Raw genomic sequence first — 14,857 nt, forward strand, 5'->3', positions numbered from 1 at the left:
CCTGAGCCTCTAAGTAATGAGCAGCCGCCAATTAAACCGGCACCGGTGGACGAGGATAACCGGGAAATTCACCGTTGCGTTTTGGCATAGCCAAGCTAGAGTCGGCCGTTACCATCATGAGCCTCAGCAACTCCTGGAGGAGCTCAATGATCACGCCATCGGAAAGCTGCCCGGTGTGGCAGCGCTATCTCGAAATCGTTGCCGCAGCTGGAGCAATGCCCAACCACCTCCCGGACAAGAGTTCGCTCTATCATCGGCTCCTCGCCGGCAAGCAACCACTGGTGCTGCCTCCTCCCCTGTCCCATTCTTACCCCTGGTACGACGTTGTGGAGTCCGAAAAGGTCTTCGCCCCATTAGACGGGCCAGTCGCTTACGAGCCGCTGACTGAGGACGAACCGCCCGTCGATGCGGTATGGATCGATCAGACCCCCTGGCTTGTTGTCGAACGGATTAGCAATTCGGAAATGATCGTCTCGCAGCCTGGCTGGCTGGATCTCGGGTTCCGATGGCGCTACTGGCATAAACCAATCCGCGCAGATCAATCCGAGGCATGCATGATCGCCCACTATGATCGAGCTGTTGGCCGCATCACCACCAGTGCTCAGCTCGACCTAGAGTGCCGGCACCAAGCCGAGCATTGGAAGGCGCACCTTGAAATTGCCGTATCCGCCTTCAGCAATGAGGTCAAGCTGATGGGGATCGACCCCGATCTTGAGGATGCAGAAGATACCCTAAGAGGGCGAATGAACAGGGCTGCGGCTCAGATGCGTCTTGACCGGGCAGTAAGGGATGCGCGGACCCGAGTGGAGAAAGGCCTGCCTGCGGTGCCGTCTGATGCGGAGGTCGAAGCCTACGCGCATCGCTACCGGACAAACCTCCTTGAGGGTTCATTCCAGGAGCAAGATGGCTGGCTATATGTTGACGGCTGGGCGTTGCAGCGAATCTCGCCAGAGAAACTCGGGCCTGAACACTATTTGCCTGGCGCACCGGCTGCCCAACCGCAAGAGAGCCTGGAGGACTGAACTGTGCTCCAACCCTGCAATGAAACTGCGAGAAATCTGCTACTTCGCCTCGAAGCAGCTGGCCTGCGGGAGAGAGCTACCCCCGGCCTCGACGGTATCGGCAGTTACTGCATCGGCGTTCGGGCCACCAACGCCATCGAGGTGTTCGAGCTTGGGAGGACTCTGGGAGCTGATTTCGGCAAGATCCGCGTCGAAAGCTATGCGGAGGGCCACATCATCGCGTTCCCGGAAGCGCTGGTAAAACTGGATCATGGTTCTGCCTGAGCATTTCCAGTTCGGTCTGCTGCACCGGTTCTGGCACAACCGGCGCAGCCTCACCATAGGTCCATCGAATTCATCAACGAAGGATCTACTCCATGAGCACCAATAACCCCAACGCTCTCGACCTCAATCGCGCCATCAACACCTATTCCAGTGACGAGGCGGAGCGCCTGGCCTATCAGCGCATGCAGGAGGTCGGCTTCAAGATTGCTGACATCCTTATAGAGATGCCTCTCGGGACCATGGCTGATCTGGGCCAAGGCGAGTGCCTGTTCGTAGCCCCGTATGCCGGCCGAATCGAGGTTTTCTCTACCCCGGACTGGCATGACAACTGCCGCTGGGGTGATGTCAACTGGTTCTTCCTGAATGACTATCAGGGCCTTTCCGCCGAGGATCTGGACGAACACCGGGTCACGATGGAAAACTGGCTGAAGAACCCGGTATTCCGGCAATGCGTGCCTGCGGACAACGCATTCAAGGTCGTAGCTGCTCAGGAAGACTGGGCGCAGAGTCAAACCGGGGCTGCTCCCTCCCCGCTGAATCGCTATGAACATGACAACGTCAAAAGCCTCATCGGCGGCTACATGGTCACTTCCAAATCCAAACCGCAGGAAACGCGAGTGGAGCAATTCAGCCGGGCGAAAGCTGAGTTGATCGGTCACCTGGAGCGCCAGCTCCAGCAGGTTAAAGGCTTCACCTTCGCGGATCTGTCCAAGAAAGTGAGTTGAGCTCAATCCCAACTCCATGAACCCCGCTTCGGCGGGGTTTCCTGTTCCTGGGTGAGGCCTAGGCCGAATTTCAGCCCTGCCATTTCGCTTGTGCGCGCGCCCACGGCCAGGACACTAGGGCCTTTCTCACCCAGGGAGCCAACATGATCAGCATTCGAGACAAGAAGGTTTTCGAATCCGCGGACGAAGTCCAAATCGAAGTCCACCAGGACGACATCCATCTCGCTGCCCTGGGGCAGTTCACAGCTGTACGTTGCGGCTACGGCGGCCACACTTCCTTCACGGTCATTCAAGAGGACAATCCCTTCGATTCCAAAAAGCCCCTGTTGCAGGTGAAGGAGGGCTACAACACACTCGCGTGGTTCACCAGCGAGGTAGAAGCCAACAAGCTCCTAGCCCGCCTTCGTGAGGTGTTTCTGGAGATAAGGGCAAAGCAGGAAGAGAATTACCGGCATGAGCCGGACTCGATCACCGTCAAAGTGATCAAGCGCTCAATCGAGTGGATCGGAATCGTGCTGACAGCGCTGGTAATCGCCTTTGTCGGCGGCATGACTGCATATCCCGGTTGGAAGATGGGCGAGGGGCTGTACCACTCTGTGATCAACAGCTCTGAGACGTCGGATGGACTGAGCTTCGACTCGGCCGGGGAGCTGCTCCCGCCGGCAGAATCACCCGAAGCCGATTCTGGGTTGGAGCCCAATCAGCCCAGCGAACCGCTACCGGCCAAAGACTGATAATCAAAAACCCGACACACACTCAAAGAGGCGTGTCGGGTTTTTCCCGAATGTCAGGCCTCGCCTGCGCGTATGGCTTCGTAGATGACTGCCAAGAGAGGCTTATGGTCCTCGAGCGAACCATCCTCATCCATCTGGTCGTATGCCGTCAGCGTGTCGAGCCAGGTGAAGAACGCCTCGAAGTCGTCATATCCGCTGATCACATCAAGAGAATGACCGTCTTCTGCCAGCAAGCCTGATACCTGGGCCATCAGCTCACGATAGGAAGGCAGGGCCCCATCCAGCTCGGTTGCGAGCTCATCGAGCTTTTCGTTGTAGCGCTGTTCGAATGCGGAAATGTTGTTGGCGTTCTGCATGATGCTGGCTCCTGTAGCTGGGGCCCCTTGCCCCGCGATGGAGTCACTATCAAGCCGTCCTTCTTGTGCCAGAAGCATTCTGCCAAATCTTTTGATGATCGGCATTTTCCCCTCGGTTCTGGCACCTCCCCTCTTCATGGAACATGAGCACTCGATCAGGAGAGAACCATGTTCCCGAAGCAAAAAAACTTCTACCGAGGGACCAAAGCCCGAACCACTAACTTCCAGCCCGCAAGTCGCGGAACTTTTGGTTCCGGCCTGTATTTCGGGGATCAAGCCTGTGCCGATGAATACGCAGGACCTGGCGGCTCTGTCTGGGAGGTCAAGCTCAACATGAGCAACCCTCTCCACTGCCTGGCCAGCCTTGAGCATGACTACGACCTGGACAGTCCGGCCGTTCCCCTCATCGAGCAGATTTTCTCGATCGAGACTGCAATTGAGCTGATAACCAGGGCTATTGAAACCGACGGCTATTTTGGAGTTGAGATTCAGCAGCGACTTGAGCAGCTCGGTCATGACGGACTTGTGGCCACCTACCCGGACGGCAGTTACGAGGTAGTGGTCTTTTCCCCTGCACAGGTCCTGGATGTTCGTCGACTGGATAGCCGCGCAGCTTGACGTCTCCTACAAGGAAGCGTGGAGTTCACACTCTGAATTCAGGGGGTTCAGGCACGCCAGCAGGTGGCAGATTATCGGCTTGGCGAGTCGGGATTTCAGCGTGCCATTTTGGCTTTGTGCCACCCGTCAAATCGCGCAACCTCTTCCCACCCCCAGCCAAAAGGAATCAGGCAAATGGTCAAATTCACCCCCGAACTTCTCGACGGTTACACCTACATGCTGGATGGCGATCGTACGGTGGACACTGCCGTTCAGGAGTTGAAGGAGGCATTTTCTCCGCAGGCAATCTTCGATTCCGCGGAACGCAGGCTGATCAAGCTGAATCCTGGTACCACCCAGGACCTGCATGCCTACATCAGTGTCGGATACAACCAGTTCGGCGCAGACGCCCGAGCAGTAGCATTCAAAATTCTGGTAACCGATACCGAACAGACTGCTGGCAATGCTCTCCTCTGCGCAGAGGGCTATTTCATCGCCACGACCTGCAAAGGGTTGGATCTGGTCATCGCGATGGACAATATCAGCCAGGACGTTTACCTAGCCGGGGAACTCTTCAGTCAAGGATGGCCACGCCGTAATGGCACCTTCACGCTTTTCACCCAGCTGATCGTTCACCCCGATCTGCGGTCCCCTGTACTCCATGACCTGATGCTGGAGCTCGAGGGGGGTATCTGCTCACTATCGCCGGACATCCCAACTCTCTCCTCGGGGCTCATGCTGGTTTTCAACCGGGATTCTGAGCCGACCAACGTGCTGCTGGAGCAGTGCAGTATCTGCACCGTTCACGAACAACGGGACCAACTCCGCCTGTTCAGCATCCCAACGGAATCTTTCGTCACCGATCGACCCAGCGCACGCACCACTCGCAAGCGAGTTTGCGAGTTCCGGTTCGACGCTTGCGCTTAATCGCCCTCCTCCGTTGCCGGCAGGATCTCACCCGTTAGGATCTCGCCGGCAACCGCTTTCTGCTTATCAGTCTGACCTGAGGTCCCCATGCCCATTCGCCATTGCATTGTCCATTTCATCGACAAGAAACCCGACGGGAACCCGGCGGCACTCCACTCCCGGGATGCCGAACTGGAACACAACGAGGCCGCAGATAACCTGCTTGCCGATCTCAACGATGCCTACAACGCCAAGGCAACTAAAGGTTGGGGGCTTTTCCATGGTCAATCGGGGGCCTATCCACTGAGTGGGTGGCTGAGCGAGTACCTGGATGGCGGACAGGATTTCGTGAGCTTCAGCCGCCAGGCAGCCGAGCACTTGGTGAGGCTGATGGAAGAATCGAGCCTGACTGTCGGGGGCCATTTCCTGCTGGCGCATTACCAGCAAGGCATGACTGACTACCTCATGCTCGCAATGCTCCATCACCGCGACGGCGTCGCGCTGACCGAAGGCCTCGAGGTAGCCGCCATCAAGCATCTCGATGTGGGGCAACTCCACCTTGCCGCAAGGATCAATCTGTCTGAGTGGCGTAACAACCCCAAGTCGCGCCAGTACATTTCCTTCCTCAAGAAAGGTGGCCGCAAGGCTTTCGACTACTTCCGCGACTTCATCGGTTGCGAGGAAGGCCACGATGCTCCAAGCGAGACGCGAACTCTGCTGAAAGCATTCTCCGACTTCGTTGAAAGCGAAGACCTGCCAGAAGCAGCTGCCAGGGAGAAAACCGACACGCTGGTTGATTACGCCAACGCCCAAGCGCGACTCGGGCAACCGGTAACCCTGGACGAACTTTCGAGCCTGATCGACGAAGACCGACCGAAAGCCTTCTACGACTACATCCGGAACAAGGACTATGGTCTGGCTCCGGAAATTCCTGCGGACAAGCGGACTTTGAAGGAGTTCCAGCGCTTCACAGGACGTGCTGAAGGCTTGGCCATCACCTTCGAAGCCCATCATTTGGGATCGACGGTTGAGTACGATGAAGAGCAGGATATGCTGATCATCCGCAACATTCCGCGCCAGCTCAAAGACCAACTCGCGAAGCGGAAGGACTCTCAAGGGGCCTAAGCGGCCCCGACCACTCTTACCACGTGAATACAGCATTACAGGAGAAGTGGGTGACCAGTCTGCAACCGGACCAGATCCTCAAAGGCGTCAGAGCAACGTACGAGTCGATGCTGCACTCCTCACTCGGGCATGGGCGTACGAACGGTACCTGCCTCTACGCCGCCATCCTCTGTGAGGCCCTGCTACGAAAATTCGCCGCTCTGGACCCAATTATTCGAGGTGGTGACGGTAAGAGGGATGGTGGCCTGGTTATTGATGGGGTTCCGCACGGCCACTACTGGGTTGAAGTCGAATATCAGGGCGGAATCCACGTCGTAGACATCACTGCAGACCAGTTCGGCCTCGACGCCATGGTGTTTGCCCCGAAAGACAGCATTTCTGCTGCATACGTGGCAGGTGACCAGGCGACTGTTGACGCTCACGTCCGGGACATGAGGAACAAGATCAAAGAAGAATATGCTGATCGGGAGCTCCCTTAGCAAAGCCAGGCAGAGATGACTGCATGACCTTTGTCCGGGAGGATTCTGGCACACAGCCGGCCCCCTGAGACTGGCGACTTTCAAACAGGGAGTCGCCCATGCTTCTACCAATCGCTCTCTTCGCATCCCTCATCTGCGCAGCGCTGGCCATGACTTGGCTGGCCCACACTCTTCCAGTAGCCTTTGCCACTGAAATTCAAGGTGTGGCAGCTATCCTGGCACTGCTCGCGCTTGCCCTCCTGATCACTGCATGCCGTCCGAACCGGTACCTTCAATGACTACCAAGAACAACAAACCAGAAGTCCTCGATGCTCGCTGGGCTGACTGGAACCACCAGGTGGTCACCATCAAGAGCGGGCGCAAACATGCCTGCAAGGTCCCTTGCAAAGATTGCCCATGGAGGCGTGATTCCGTCGGAGTCTTCCCGGCCGAGGCATTCCGACTTTCCGCGGCAACCGCCTATGACATGAGCGACCGAACCTTTGGCTGCCATACCACCGGGAAGGAGAAGCCAACTACCTGCGCGGGCTTCCTCCTCAGGGGGGCCGATCACAATCTCTCGGTTCGGTTAAATCTCATCAATGGTGAACTGGACATGAACCAGGTTTCGGACGGCGGAGTCGATCTGTTCGACAGCTATGCAGAGATGGCCATCGCCAACGGCGTCGACCCCGAAGATCCGATTTTGAAGCCCTGCAGGAACAACTATTCCTGACCGGGACCTGGCTTCTGGCACACCAGCCCAGCCCTGATCATGGCTCCATCTCATAAGGAGCCATGCGATGAACGTAACCTTCACCTACAGCTACAACCACAGCATCGTGCCCCCTCGCTGCCGCCTGCCTCGTACAGTCCGCGAGCACGACGGACTGATCACCGTAGAAATTCGGGAAATCCCGCCGGAGCAAGCCCCGGTGGCGATCATCAGCCGAAACAACAGCGACCAGGGGCACGATCCAGTGGAATACCGCACTTTCGAGGGCTGCCTCTGGACGAACTGCAAGCTCTTCGCCGGCGCGCGGGACAACAAAGCGGAAGGAGGCCCGAACGCGACCCATCGCATGCCAGAGCCTGAGATCTCTCTGGTGACGGAAAGCGTCACGCTGAGCCATTGGGAACAGGGAATCTACATCGGCGCCTATCAGGGAAAGGCCGGGATTGACGAATATCTGGAGAGGTGGGCACGCGATCGGATCATCATCGATGGCCAACTGTTTTTGCCGGTCGGAGAACCCATGTATGTGGTGATGACCTTCGGCCTGTCAAACAACCACGGCGGTACGTCCCTCCATTGCACAGACTTCTTGAACGCCAACATTAAGGATTCCTCCTACTTCTCCATTTTGGAGTTCGATCGAGCTCTGGAGTACGCCCGTCAGGTGGCAGCAAACCGCGGCGACACTATCAAATTCTCCGTCGATCCTGGCTTCGAGTTTCAGGTCCTGATCCCCAAGGCCGTTCAGTGGAAGAACCCTGGCTTGTCAGTGGCTACATGACCGCGCCCTGACTCCTCACCCGCCATCACCCGAGCTTCTAGCGTGCTCAATAGAGACCTTGTGCTGGGTGATGGTGGCACGACCTACCTGGTCAGAAAATTCCCTCATCAAATACACACCCGAATCAGACACATACCGTCTGAGCCGATGAGGAGATGAAATGGCTAAGTTATCCAAAGAAGCGGCGAAGCGTCACAAGCAGGCGCTCGACCTGGTTTACTCGGACAAGAGCCTGCGTCTCGAGGACCGCTATTTCATCTTGGAACATTTCCATGAGTCCGCGACCAACATGAATGGTCTAGCCGGCGCATTCTTCACGCCAGAGGGACTGGCCAACGATTTCTCCATCGAAGTCCCGGAGTGTGAGTCCTTGATTGACCTTTGCGCAGGCATCGGGAGGCTGGCTTTCGCCTGCCGCGAGCGTGCAAAGCGTATCGTGTGTGTCGAGATTAACCCTGAGTACGCTGAAGTTGGGAAGCGAGTGCTCCCAGAAGCGGAGTGGATCGTTAGCGATGTGTTTTCAATCCCGGATATGGGGCGTTTCAGTACTGCGATTTCGAATCCACCCTTTGGATCTGTGAAGACTGGCCAGGCGTTCGACGGTCGCTACACAGGGGCAAGTTTTGAGTACAAGCTCATCGAAGCCGCATCCAAGATCGCTGATCACGGCGTGTTCATCATCCCGCAGACATCCGCCCCATTCCGGTACTCGGGCCAACGCTCCTATAGCGTCGAGATTACGCGGGAGTGTGAGAAGTTCATGAGTCAGACCGGTATCGTGCTCGACCATAATTGCGGCCTGGACACATCCGCCTACAAGAACGAATGGCACGGCGTCAGTCCGATCTGCGAGATCGTCTTGTGCGACTTCACCCAAGACCCTGCCGAAATCCCAGCCGCTCCGGCAGAGGCAGAGCAGAATTCCGTGTCCAAGGCTGTAGTCGCGCCTCCTGCACTAATCCCGCCACCGGCTCCAGCGCAGAGCGAACCCACGCTGGCGACCGTGCCCGATCGTGCTGTAGCGCCAGCACCAACTGCACCGGCCCGAATGAAAGCCTCCAGGAAGCCAGACACAGGTTCTGCCAACCCGCAGTCCTTTGCCCAGCTCTCCCTTTTTGATGCAGCGTAGAGGGCTTTTTCCGGGCGCTTCTGGCACACCCCCTGCGCCTTAAGAATGGTCATCAGTCCCCGGACTTCGCTGGAATGAAACCCAAGCATCCGGACAATTAAGGCAGACCACTCTGGAGAATCAGCCCGTGATGAGCACCACCGTCTACCATGCCCTCGAGCAGATCGCGAATACCCCTGGCACCAACGACAAGCTGGCGCTACTGAAGACCCACGTCGACAGCGAAGCCTTCCAGCGCGTCCTGATCTACATGCTCAACCCATTCATCACTTTTGGCATCCGCCCGGCCCGGGCTAGCCAGTTCGGGGCCGAGGAGTTCAGCCAGGAAACCTGGTCGATGCTCGACCAATTGGCCGCCCGAGGCCTCACCGGACACCGCGCTGAGGAGGCGGTTACTCGGGCATTGACGTCCTTGAACCCAGAGTCCTCTGAATTGCTCTGGCGCATCCTTTCCAAGGACCCGCGCGCCGGCTTCAGCGAAACCAGCGTCAACAAAGTCTGTTCCGGGCTTATTCCTGAGTTCAGCTACATGCGCTGCAGCCTCCCTCACCACACCAATCTTTCGGAGTGGAACTGGGCTGCTGGTATCTACTCGCAGGTCAAAGCCGACGGCATGTTCGTCAACGTGACGATCGAAGCCAATGAGGTCAGCCTCACCTCGCGCGCTGGCACCCTTCTCCCTGGAGCACCGTTCCAAGAACTGCTCGACGGGCTTCGTCAGCTTCCGACCGGGCAAGCGCATGGTGAGCTGCTCGTCGAATGCGACGGCAAGATTCTCCCCCGTGAGGTCGGCAACGGCATGCTGAACTCGGTAGTCCAGGGCGGCCAGTTCGACCTTGGCTGCCGGCCGATCATCAAATTGTGGGATCAGATCCCGCTGGCCTCGGTCAAGAAGGGTGGGCGCTGCGACACCCCATACAAGGACCGCTTCGGTCAGCTGACCGATCTCGTAACGGCGCTCGCCCACTCGGCGATCTCGATGATCGAGACGCGCATCGTGTACTCCTTTAAGGAGGCCATTGACCACTATGTGGAGCAGCTTGAACTCGGACTGGAAGGCACGATTATCAAGAAGCCCGAGGCTATCTGGTTTGACGGTACCAGCAAGGATCAGGTCAAGCTGAAGCTCGAAGCCCCCTGCGAGCTTGAAGTGGTTGATTTCCTTCCTGGTAAAGGAGCAAACGCAAAGACCTTCGGGTCACTGCTCTGCAAGAGCTCCTGTGGCCAGCTGGTTGTAGGAGTAAGCGGCTTCAAGAAGAAGAAACGAGAAGAGATCCATCTCAATCGGGATACGTGGCGCGGGATGATCATCACTGTACGATCCAACCAGATCATGCGTCCGAAGAAGCCAGGCAAACCATACAGCCTCTTCCTCCCCCGCTTCGTCGAAGAGCGCTTGGACAAGTCGGTTGCGGATGATCTGGTGCGGATCGAGGAGCAGTTCGAAAACGCTATCCGCATGGCTGCCTTGGGATTGGCTGCCTAATCTCAGACACGAAAGGGGCCGCCTAATGGCGGCCCGATCTTATTGGCCTCTTAAAACTCAAAGCATCCGCAGGGGCACGTCAGCCAGGTAAGTCCGTGCGAGCAAATGCCCTCCTCTCGATCCCCTGCCTGATCCTCAGCCTCTTCTTGAGGACTACGGTATCCGTACTTCTCCCGGGCATATTGAAAAGCTTCGATCGCCTCTTGGCTCGCGGTTTCTTCATCTCCAAACTCGCTGCGCATGGCAGCGCAAAAGCAGGTGAGCACCACCATTTCGTACGTCGGATATCGCTCTACCGCCTGGCGGTACAACTCGCCAACTCGGTTTTGAGTTCTGCTCGGCAACATCTGCACTACACAGTCATCAGCTCCTCGAACCCACGGCCGGATCTGCTGCTTGACGACATCGCTCCAATCTTGGGAGCTCACCCCCATGAATTCGGTTTTCATCGATTTCTCCCAGAATCTGGGCAACCGTAACAACACCGCTCCCGCGGCTCACGCCAAAGTAGGTTTGTGAAATTCGTTCGTGGCTGGTGTCACTAGCCATGGCGTGGAGAATTCACGGTGTGCGGTACGGCAAGCTCCCTACCATGCCCAAGGTTATGATCCGTCAATGTCAACACAACGCCTGGAGTAGCAGGGAAATGCCTTTGAATCACACCGAGCTTGAAGATCGTTGGCATCGGCTCTGGCGCGCGCTTGGCGCAGCACCTGCTGCAGGTGCCTTCGACTACCTCTGTATGCAATACAGCGAGCCCGGACGGCACTACCACACCCTTGAACACATAGCCGCGTGCCTTGAACACTTCGACTCTTGGCGTCATCTGGCCGACAAACCTCACCTGGTTGAACTGGCGCTGTGGCTTCACGACGTGATCTACGACACTCACCGAGTGGACAATGAAGCTTGCAGCGCTCAGTACGCCATCACCCTGCTCACAGCTGCCGGCGTTCCCGAGTACATCCCAGCTGTGGAAGCGATGATCATGGCGACCAACCACCAGACGGGCTCCCAGGCCGATGATTGCGGCCTGGTGCTCGACATTGATTTGGCGGTTCTGGCACAGCCACCACAGGCGTACAAATCCTACCAACAGGCAGTTCAACAGGAATTTGCCTGGGTACCGGATGACCTTTTCCGTGCCGGACGTGCAGACGTCCTACGGGGACTGCTGAGCTGTCACCCGCTGTACGGCCACCCTGAAATCTCGGCCGCATGGGAAGCGATTGCAAGGTCGAACATCGAATCTGAACTGTTGGAGCTGGAAGGCCCGCAGTCCAACTAGCTCATTCAAGAGGTGAACTATGTGCAAGCTGAACGCCCAGGACCGGGCGACCCTAGAGAAAGCCAAGGCCCAGGCTGCAGAGCTGGTTGAGGCCCTGACCAAGCTCGGCTCAGCGAAGAACGGACTGCTCGGCCTCGAGGGCCTGGATCTCCAGCAGCAAGCAATTTCCATTGAAAAGCGACTGGGCGCGATCCAGTCCGTAACGGAGTAACCACAATGCCGACCAAAACGACTGGCTCGGAACTCAAGGCCTTCTACAACGACGACGGGTTCTGGAAGCCGAATGGTGAAGATGATGTCTGGCATGAAGAGCTTGAGCTTGAAGTTAACGGCCAGGTCATGGATGACTCCTTCTCCATCGGCGAAGACCTCAAGCCAGAGGACCAGGTTCGAATCATGGGTGGGTGGGTGCAGTCCAATGACGGCTCTGTCGATGTTTCCTTCGAAACCTACTTCAAGCGCTGGAAGAAGAAACAAGACACGGCTTTCCTGTCGGTCCAGGCACCGAAGGACAAGCTGGATGCGATCAAGGAGGCGATCATCGCCGCCGGCGGAAAAGTAGCATGAGCCTCTCAATAGAGGGGTTCGCCAAGGTCCAGCAGTGGCTTCTGGATGAGGGATTCTGCAGGGATGAGGTGGCCACCGCTGAGCAGGTCCAGGCAGTAGCCCAGAAACTTGAGGGTGAAGGGAACCGTCTCATCAGCCTTGCAGATGACATCCGTATCCAGTTGTCCGCGGCAAGCCCAGCGGACAAAACGGCATTGTGAGGTGAGCATGTCCTGGGCAGATCGAGCGGCACCGATAGTCGCAGAAGTCATCAACCGCGTTGGCCGGAAAGACATGACTGCATTGCGCAAGGCTATCACCGAGGCATACCCCTGGGGAAACCGCGCAAACAGGCCTTACAAAGCATGGCTCTCTGAGGTCAAGCGCCAGCTCGGGCACCCGCTTAACACCCCCAAGACTGACCTCAACACCCGGCAAATCGATTTCTTGCAGGATCAGTGATCAATCTCTCTCGCGCCGGTTCTGGCACACCGTCAGCCCCCTGAAGATTTCCTCAGTCCACTCAACTGAGGAAGTCACATGAACAACACACCCGTCAGCGCCGGCCTCGGCTTTATGCGTGCTGCTTTCAACGGTATAGGCAAATCGGTCGGAGATCGGGAGCGCTCCAAACTTCTCCATGAAGCGATGGAAATCGCGATCAAGGGCAAGATGGCCTTTGATCTGGATGACGTTGAGCCGATGAATCGTCTGCAGATGACCACTTCGGTCGGCGTTTTCCGCCCCTTCTCGGACCACAACTACTTCACCGCATGCCTGGCAGGGGGAACGTTTTGCCGGCTGTGGGAAAAGGCCTTCGACTTCAAACCCTTCAAAGCCCCGCTGGTTGCGATATCGACCTCCGAAGTCCTGAAAGATAATCGGGTTGCACCGGGTGTCGCACTGCTGGTGCCCGGCGATGACACCGACCTGATGATGCCTCGATTCCAGGACCTGCAGGTGTGGTGGTGCACCAGTCTCAGTACCAGTAAAGACACGATTACCCTCAGTCGTTATCGCCTGACAGAGGATCGTCGTTACCCTTTCTCCCGTGAGGGGCATCCGGCAAACCTCAAGCGCCTGACCCGGGCAACCTGGAAGGACTTCATCTGCGGCGCAAATGGTGCTGAGCAATGATCCCGCTCTACCCAGCGCTCGACCTCCCCGCTCTTGATGTAGCTCGTTTGCGCCGGGGGCTAGCCGTGCAAACCCGGATTTTCTTCGCCGACAGCATTCCTGGGAACAAGGCAAAGGTCATTCGCTTTTGGGATACCCCAAAGGGCGTCTTTGTCCGCTGTAACTACGGCAAGAACCAGGGTGGGCAGTCGTTGCTCAAGACCATGCCAGCCAACGTGCTGGCCCTGGCCGATTAGCTCACGGCTTCCGGCACGCGCTCGGTCTCCCGAGCATAGACCTGATCAAATACGAGTACGTTCGAATGATTTCTACGATTCCGCCCAAATCCCAGCTCGAAGAGCTGATCGGCGATTCCCAGAACCTCACTGTTGGCCGGCGTGAATTTGCTGTTTCAAACATCCGCCGCGAGGGCGATCTTGGTCTGTTTGCCACGTTCAAAACCAAACGCGCGGAGTTCATTGCGATGAACATTCCCGCCCGTGTCATCGGGCGTCCCAACGCCGAAGCCTGGAGTGTGCTGTCCCTTCGTAACCGAGGGAGCAAGATTGTTGACTTCGCGATCGATCAGGGCCGCGTCCTGGTACTGGTGTGACAAGAGGAAATGCTCATGCTGACCATCTTCATGGCGTCTGCATCGCTGGCTTGTTGGGTATGCACCGAACGAACGGCTCAGCGAGGATTCGGATTCACCCCTGCGAAAGGTCTGGCAAAGCTGATCGACAACGTGCCTCATCTACTTGCGTTCGTCGCCTCGGCCGGCCTGGCAGCTCAAAGCCCCATCCTCGGTGTTGTGTTGTTGGCCATGCACAACGTGGTTTTGCTACTGCTGGCTCTGATGGTGAGAGCCGACACCTTGGATGCTCGATCCCCACGGCTTCGAAAGCGCAGTGATGCGTTGGCAACAATGGACGGCCGCCGTATCTGGAGGCTTACCTCCATGTACACCACGATCCTCATGATTGTTCTTGGAGTGCCGGCGTTCTCGCTGCTGCTGCACCTGCTGAACTGAGCCGACGATGGCCCACGAAATATAGGCCACCCACTTGGCTGGTGACACACACCGTCCAGCCTCACCATGGGACATCGATTGAAGGAGTCACCTCATGAGTACCAAGATCAATCACGGCCGGATCAAACGCCGCGCAACCCTGGAGCAGGCACTTGCCGAGCTTGTACGGATACGCCCTGCTTTCATCCAGGAAGCTCGCAAGGCGGTGGCTACCGTCATTGCTCGAAAGCTCGCCTTCGGCCGGGACCTGGCGGAGAACTACTGCCTTGTCGATGAGGACCGCAATCGCTGGTCCCGAAACCATGTGTTAGGCCAGATCGAGGACGCCTACCGTAATCAGGACAATACGATCAAAACCATGAATTGGGACTTCATAGGTTCGGTATCAGTTTTGCCGTTCCGCGGTGATGTTCTGATGCTGACGTATTGGCGCAACCATGCGCCGTTCGCTCGCCTGATTGAAGACGCGGGATTCACTGACTATAGTGGATCCACCTTTTGAGACAGTGACTACGGGGTAGTTTAAGCTGTCGTCCTCGAAAGGATGACAGCAAATGG

24 protein-coding genes are annotated in these 14,857 nt (G+C 57.2%); 21 read left to right on the forward strand and 3 right to left on the reverse strand.

Annotated elements, in window-relative coordinates; translation table 11 throughout:
• The first annotated feature begins 146 nt into the window (after window positions 1–146).
• From EKA13_RS03670 to EKA13_RS03685, 4 genes are all read left to right on the forward strand, one after another.
• Window positions 147–1,022 (forward strand): hypothetical protein, encoded by an 876-nt coding sequence (locus tag EKA13_RS03670; RefSeq protein ID WP_010792780.1) that lies wholly within the window; start codon window positions 147–149, stop codon window positions 1,020–1,022.
• Window positions 1,023–1,025: 3 nt separating this feature from the next.
• On the forward strand, window positions 1,026–1,286 hold the full coding sequence (locus EKA13_RS03675; protein ID WP_010792779.1) for a hypothetical protein: 261 nt from the start codon (window positions 1,026–1,028) through the stop codon (window positions 1,284–1,286).
• A 92-nt stretch (window positions 1,287–1,378) separates the two neighbouring features.
• Window positions 1,379–2,011, forward strand: a complete 633-nt coding sequence (locus EKA13_RS03680) for a hypothetical protein (RefSeq protein WP_010792778.1) — start codon at window positions 1,379–1,381, stop codon at window positions 2,009–2,011.
• Between the two features lie 143 nt (window positions 2,012–2,154).
• Window positions 2,155–2,745, forward strand: coding sequence for a hypothetical protein (locus EKA13_RS03685; protein WP_010792777.1), 591 nt, complete (start codon window positions 2,155–2,157; stop codon window positions 2,743–2,745).
• Window positions 2,746–2,798: 53 nt separating this feature from the next.
• On the opposite strand, the gene EKA13_RS03690 is transcribed toward EKA13_RS03685, so the two are convergent.
• Window positions 2,799–3,101, reverse strand: a complete 303-nt coding sequence (locus tag EKA13_RS03690; protein ID WP_010792776.1) for a hypothetical protein — start codon at window positions 3,099–3,101, stop codon at window positions 2,799–2,801.
• A 168-nt stretch (window positions 3,102–3,269) separates the two neighbouring features.
• Here EKA13_RS03690 and EKA13_RS03695 point away from each other — a divergent pair, with 168 nt between their 5' ends.
• The 8 genes from EKA13_RS03695 to EKA13_RS03735 all read left to right on the forward strand — a co-directional run bounded on the left by EKA13_RS03695 (window position 3,270) and on the right by EKA13_RS03735 (window position 10,319).
• Window positions 3,270–3,719, forward strand: coding sequence for an ADP-ribosyltransferase-containing protein (locus EKA13_RS03695; protein WP_010792775.1), 450 nt, complete (start codon window positions 3,270–3,272; stop codon window positions 3,717–3,719).
• A 174-nt stretch (window positions 3,720–3,893) separates the two neighbouring features.
• A complete protein-coding gene (locus EKA13_RS03700; RefSeq protein ID WP_010792774.1) occupies window positions 3,894–4,625 on the forward strand; it encodes a hypothetical protein in 732 nt (243 codons plus the stop codon).
• A gap of 87 nt (window positions 4,626–4,712) precedes the next feature.
• The gene (gene yejK, locus EKA13_RS03705; protein ID WP_021018462.1) at window positions 4,713–5,729 is read left to right on the forward strand and encodes a nucleoid-associated protein YejK; all 1,017 of its coding nucleotides are present in this window, start codon (window positions 4,713–4,715) and stop codon (window positions 5,727–5,729) included.
• A 50-nt stretch (window positions 5,730–5,779) separates the two neighbouring features.
• Window positions 5,780–6,208, forward strand: a complete 429-nt coding sequence (locus EKA13_RS03710; protein ID WP_010792757.1) for a hypothetical protein — start codon at window positions 5,780–5,782, stop codon at window positions 6,206–6,208.
• Between the two features lie 274 nt (window positions 6,209–6,482).
• On the forward strand, window positions 6,483–6,923 hold the full coding sequence (locus EKA13_RS03720) for a DUF6283 family protein (RefSeq protein ID WP_010792756.1): 441 nt from the start codon (window positions 6,483–6,485) through the stop codon (window positions 6,921–6,923).
• Between the two features lie 67 nt (window positions 6,924–6,990).
• A complete protein-coding gene (locus EKA13_RS03725) occupies window positions 6,991–7,704 on the forward strand; it encodes a hypothetical protein (RefSeq protein ID WP_010792755.1) in 714 nt (237 codons plus the stop codon).
• Window positions 7,705–7,864: 160 nt separating this feature from the next.
• Window positions 7,865–8,833, forward strand: a complete 969-nt coding sequence (locus tag EKA13_RS03730) for a class I SAM-dependent methyltransferase (RefSeq protein ID WP_021018460.1) — start codon at window positions 7,865–7,867, stop codon at window positions 8,831–8,833.
• 130 nt (window positions 8,834–8,963) lie between these two features.
• The gene (locus EKA13_RS03735; RefSeq protein WP_019484834.1) at window positions 8,964–10,319 is read left to right on the forward strand and encodes an ATP-dependent DNA ligase; all 1,356 of its coding nucleotides are present in this window, start codon (window positions 8,964–8,966) and stop codon (window positions 10,317–10,319) included.
• A gap of 50 nt (window positions 10,320–10,369) precedes the next feature.
• Here the strand turns inward: EKA13_RS03735 and EKA13_RS03740 are convergent, their stop codons facing one another.
• Window positions 10,370–10,768, reverse strand: coding sequence for a hypothetical protein (locus EKA13_RS03740; RefSeq protein ID WP_021018458.1), 399 nt, complete (start codon window positions 10,766–10,768; stop codon window positions 10,370–10,372).
• 197 nt (window positions 10,769–10,965) lie between these two features.
• Here EKA13_RS03740 and EKA13_RS03745 point away from each other — a divergent pair, with 197 nt between their 5' ends.
• The 3 genes from EKA13_RS03745 to EKA13_RS03755 are packed head-to-tail and all read left to right on the forward strand — an operon-like array spanning window position 10,966 to window position 12,174.
• Window positions 10,966–11,607 carry an HD domain-containing protein gene (locus EKA13_RS03745; protein WP_065285161.1) on the forward strand — a complete coding sequence of 214 codons (642 nt, stop codon included), beginning with the start codon at window positions 10,966–10,968 and terminating at the stop codon, window positions 11,605–11,607.
• Window positions 11,608–11,626: 19 nt separating this feature from the next.
• Window positions 11,627–11,818, forward strand: coding sequence for a hypothetical protein (locus EKA13_RS03750; protein WP_010792751.1), 192 nt, complete (start codon window positions 11,627–11,629; stop codon window positions 11,816–11,818).
• Between the two features lie 5 nt (window positions 11,819–11,823).
• Complete coding sequence (locus EKA13_RS03755) at window positions 11,824–12,174, forward strand: hypothetical protein (RefSeq protein ID WP_010794421.1); 351 nt, start codon at window positions 11,824–11,826, stop codon at window positions 12,172–12,174.
• A gap of 5 nt (window positions 12,175–12,179) precedes the next feature.
• On the opposite strand, the gene EKA13_RS03760 is transcribed toward EKA13_RS03755, so the two are convergent.
• Complete coding sequence (locus EKA13_RS03760; RefSeq protein ID WP_125862911.1) at window positions 12,180–12,383, reverse strand: hypothetical protein; 204 nt, start codon at window positions 12,381–12,383, stop codon at window positions 12,180–12,182.
• On the opposite strand from EKA13_RS03760, the gene EKA13_RS03765 reads away from it, so the two are divergent.
• The 6 genes from EKA13_RS03765 (at window position 12,382) to EKA13_RS03790 (ending at window position 14,801) form a co-directional block, all read left to right on the forward strand.
• Window positions 12,382–12,615, forward strand: coding sequence for a hypothetical protein (locus EKA13_RS03765; protein WP_065285182.1), 234 nt, complete (start codon window positions 12,382–12,384; stop codon window positions 12,613–12,615). The genes EKA13_RS03760 and EKA13_RS03765 overlap by 2 nt on opposite strands.
• A 78-nt stretch (window positions 12,616–12,693) precedes the next feature.
• Window positions 12,694–13,290, forward strand: a complete 597-nt coding sequence (locus EKA13_RS03770; protein ID WP_010794418.1) for a hypothetical protein — start codon at window positions 12,694–12,696, stop codon at window positions 13,288–13,290.
• On the forward strand, window positions 13,287–13,526 hold the full coding sequence (locus tag EKA13_RS03775) for a hypothetical protein (RefSeq protein ID WP_010792746.1): 240 nt from the start codon (window positions 13,287–13,289) through the stop codon (window positions 13,524–13,526). The genes EKA13_RS03770 and EKA13_RS03775 overlap by 4 nt, the downstream gene beginning before the upstream one ends.
• A gap of 65 nt (window positions 13,527–13,591) precedes the next feature.
• The gene (locus EKA13_RS03780; RefSeq protein WP_019484842.1) at window positions 13,592–13,882 is read left to right on the forward strand and encodes a hypothetical protein; all 291 of its coding nucleotides are present in this window, start codon (window positions 13,592–13,594) and stop codon (window positions 13,880–13,882) included.
• A 15-nt stretch (window positions 13,883–13,897) separates the two neighbouring features.
• The gene (locus EKA13_RS03785; protein ID WP_010792744.1) at window positions 13,898–14,299 is read left to right on the forward strand and encodes a hypothetical protein; all 402 of its coding nucleotides are present in this window, start codon (window positions 13,898–13,900) and stop codon (window positions 14,297–14,299) included.
• A gap of 94 nt (window positions 14,300–14,393) precedes the next feature.
• On the forward strand, window positions 14,394–14,801 hold the full coding sequence (locus EKA13_RS03790; RefSeq protein ID WP_223218649.1) for a hypothetical protein: 408 nt from the start codon (window positions 14,394–14,396) through the stop codon (window positions 14,799–14,801).
• The last annotated feature ends 56 nt before the right edge of the window (window positions 14,802–14,857 follow it).

Origin of the sequence: Pseudomonas defluvii, from assembly GCF_001695625.1 — a bacterium.
Taxonomy (GTDB): Bacteria; Pseudomonadota; Gammaproteobacteria; order Pseudomonadales; family Pseudomonadaceae; genus Aquipseudomonas; species Aquipseudomonas defluvii.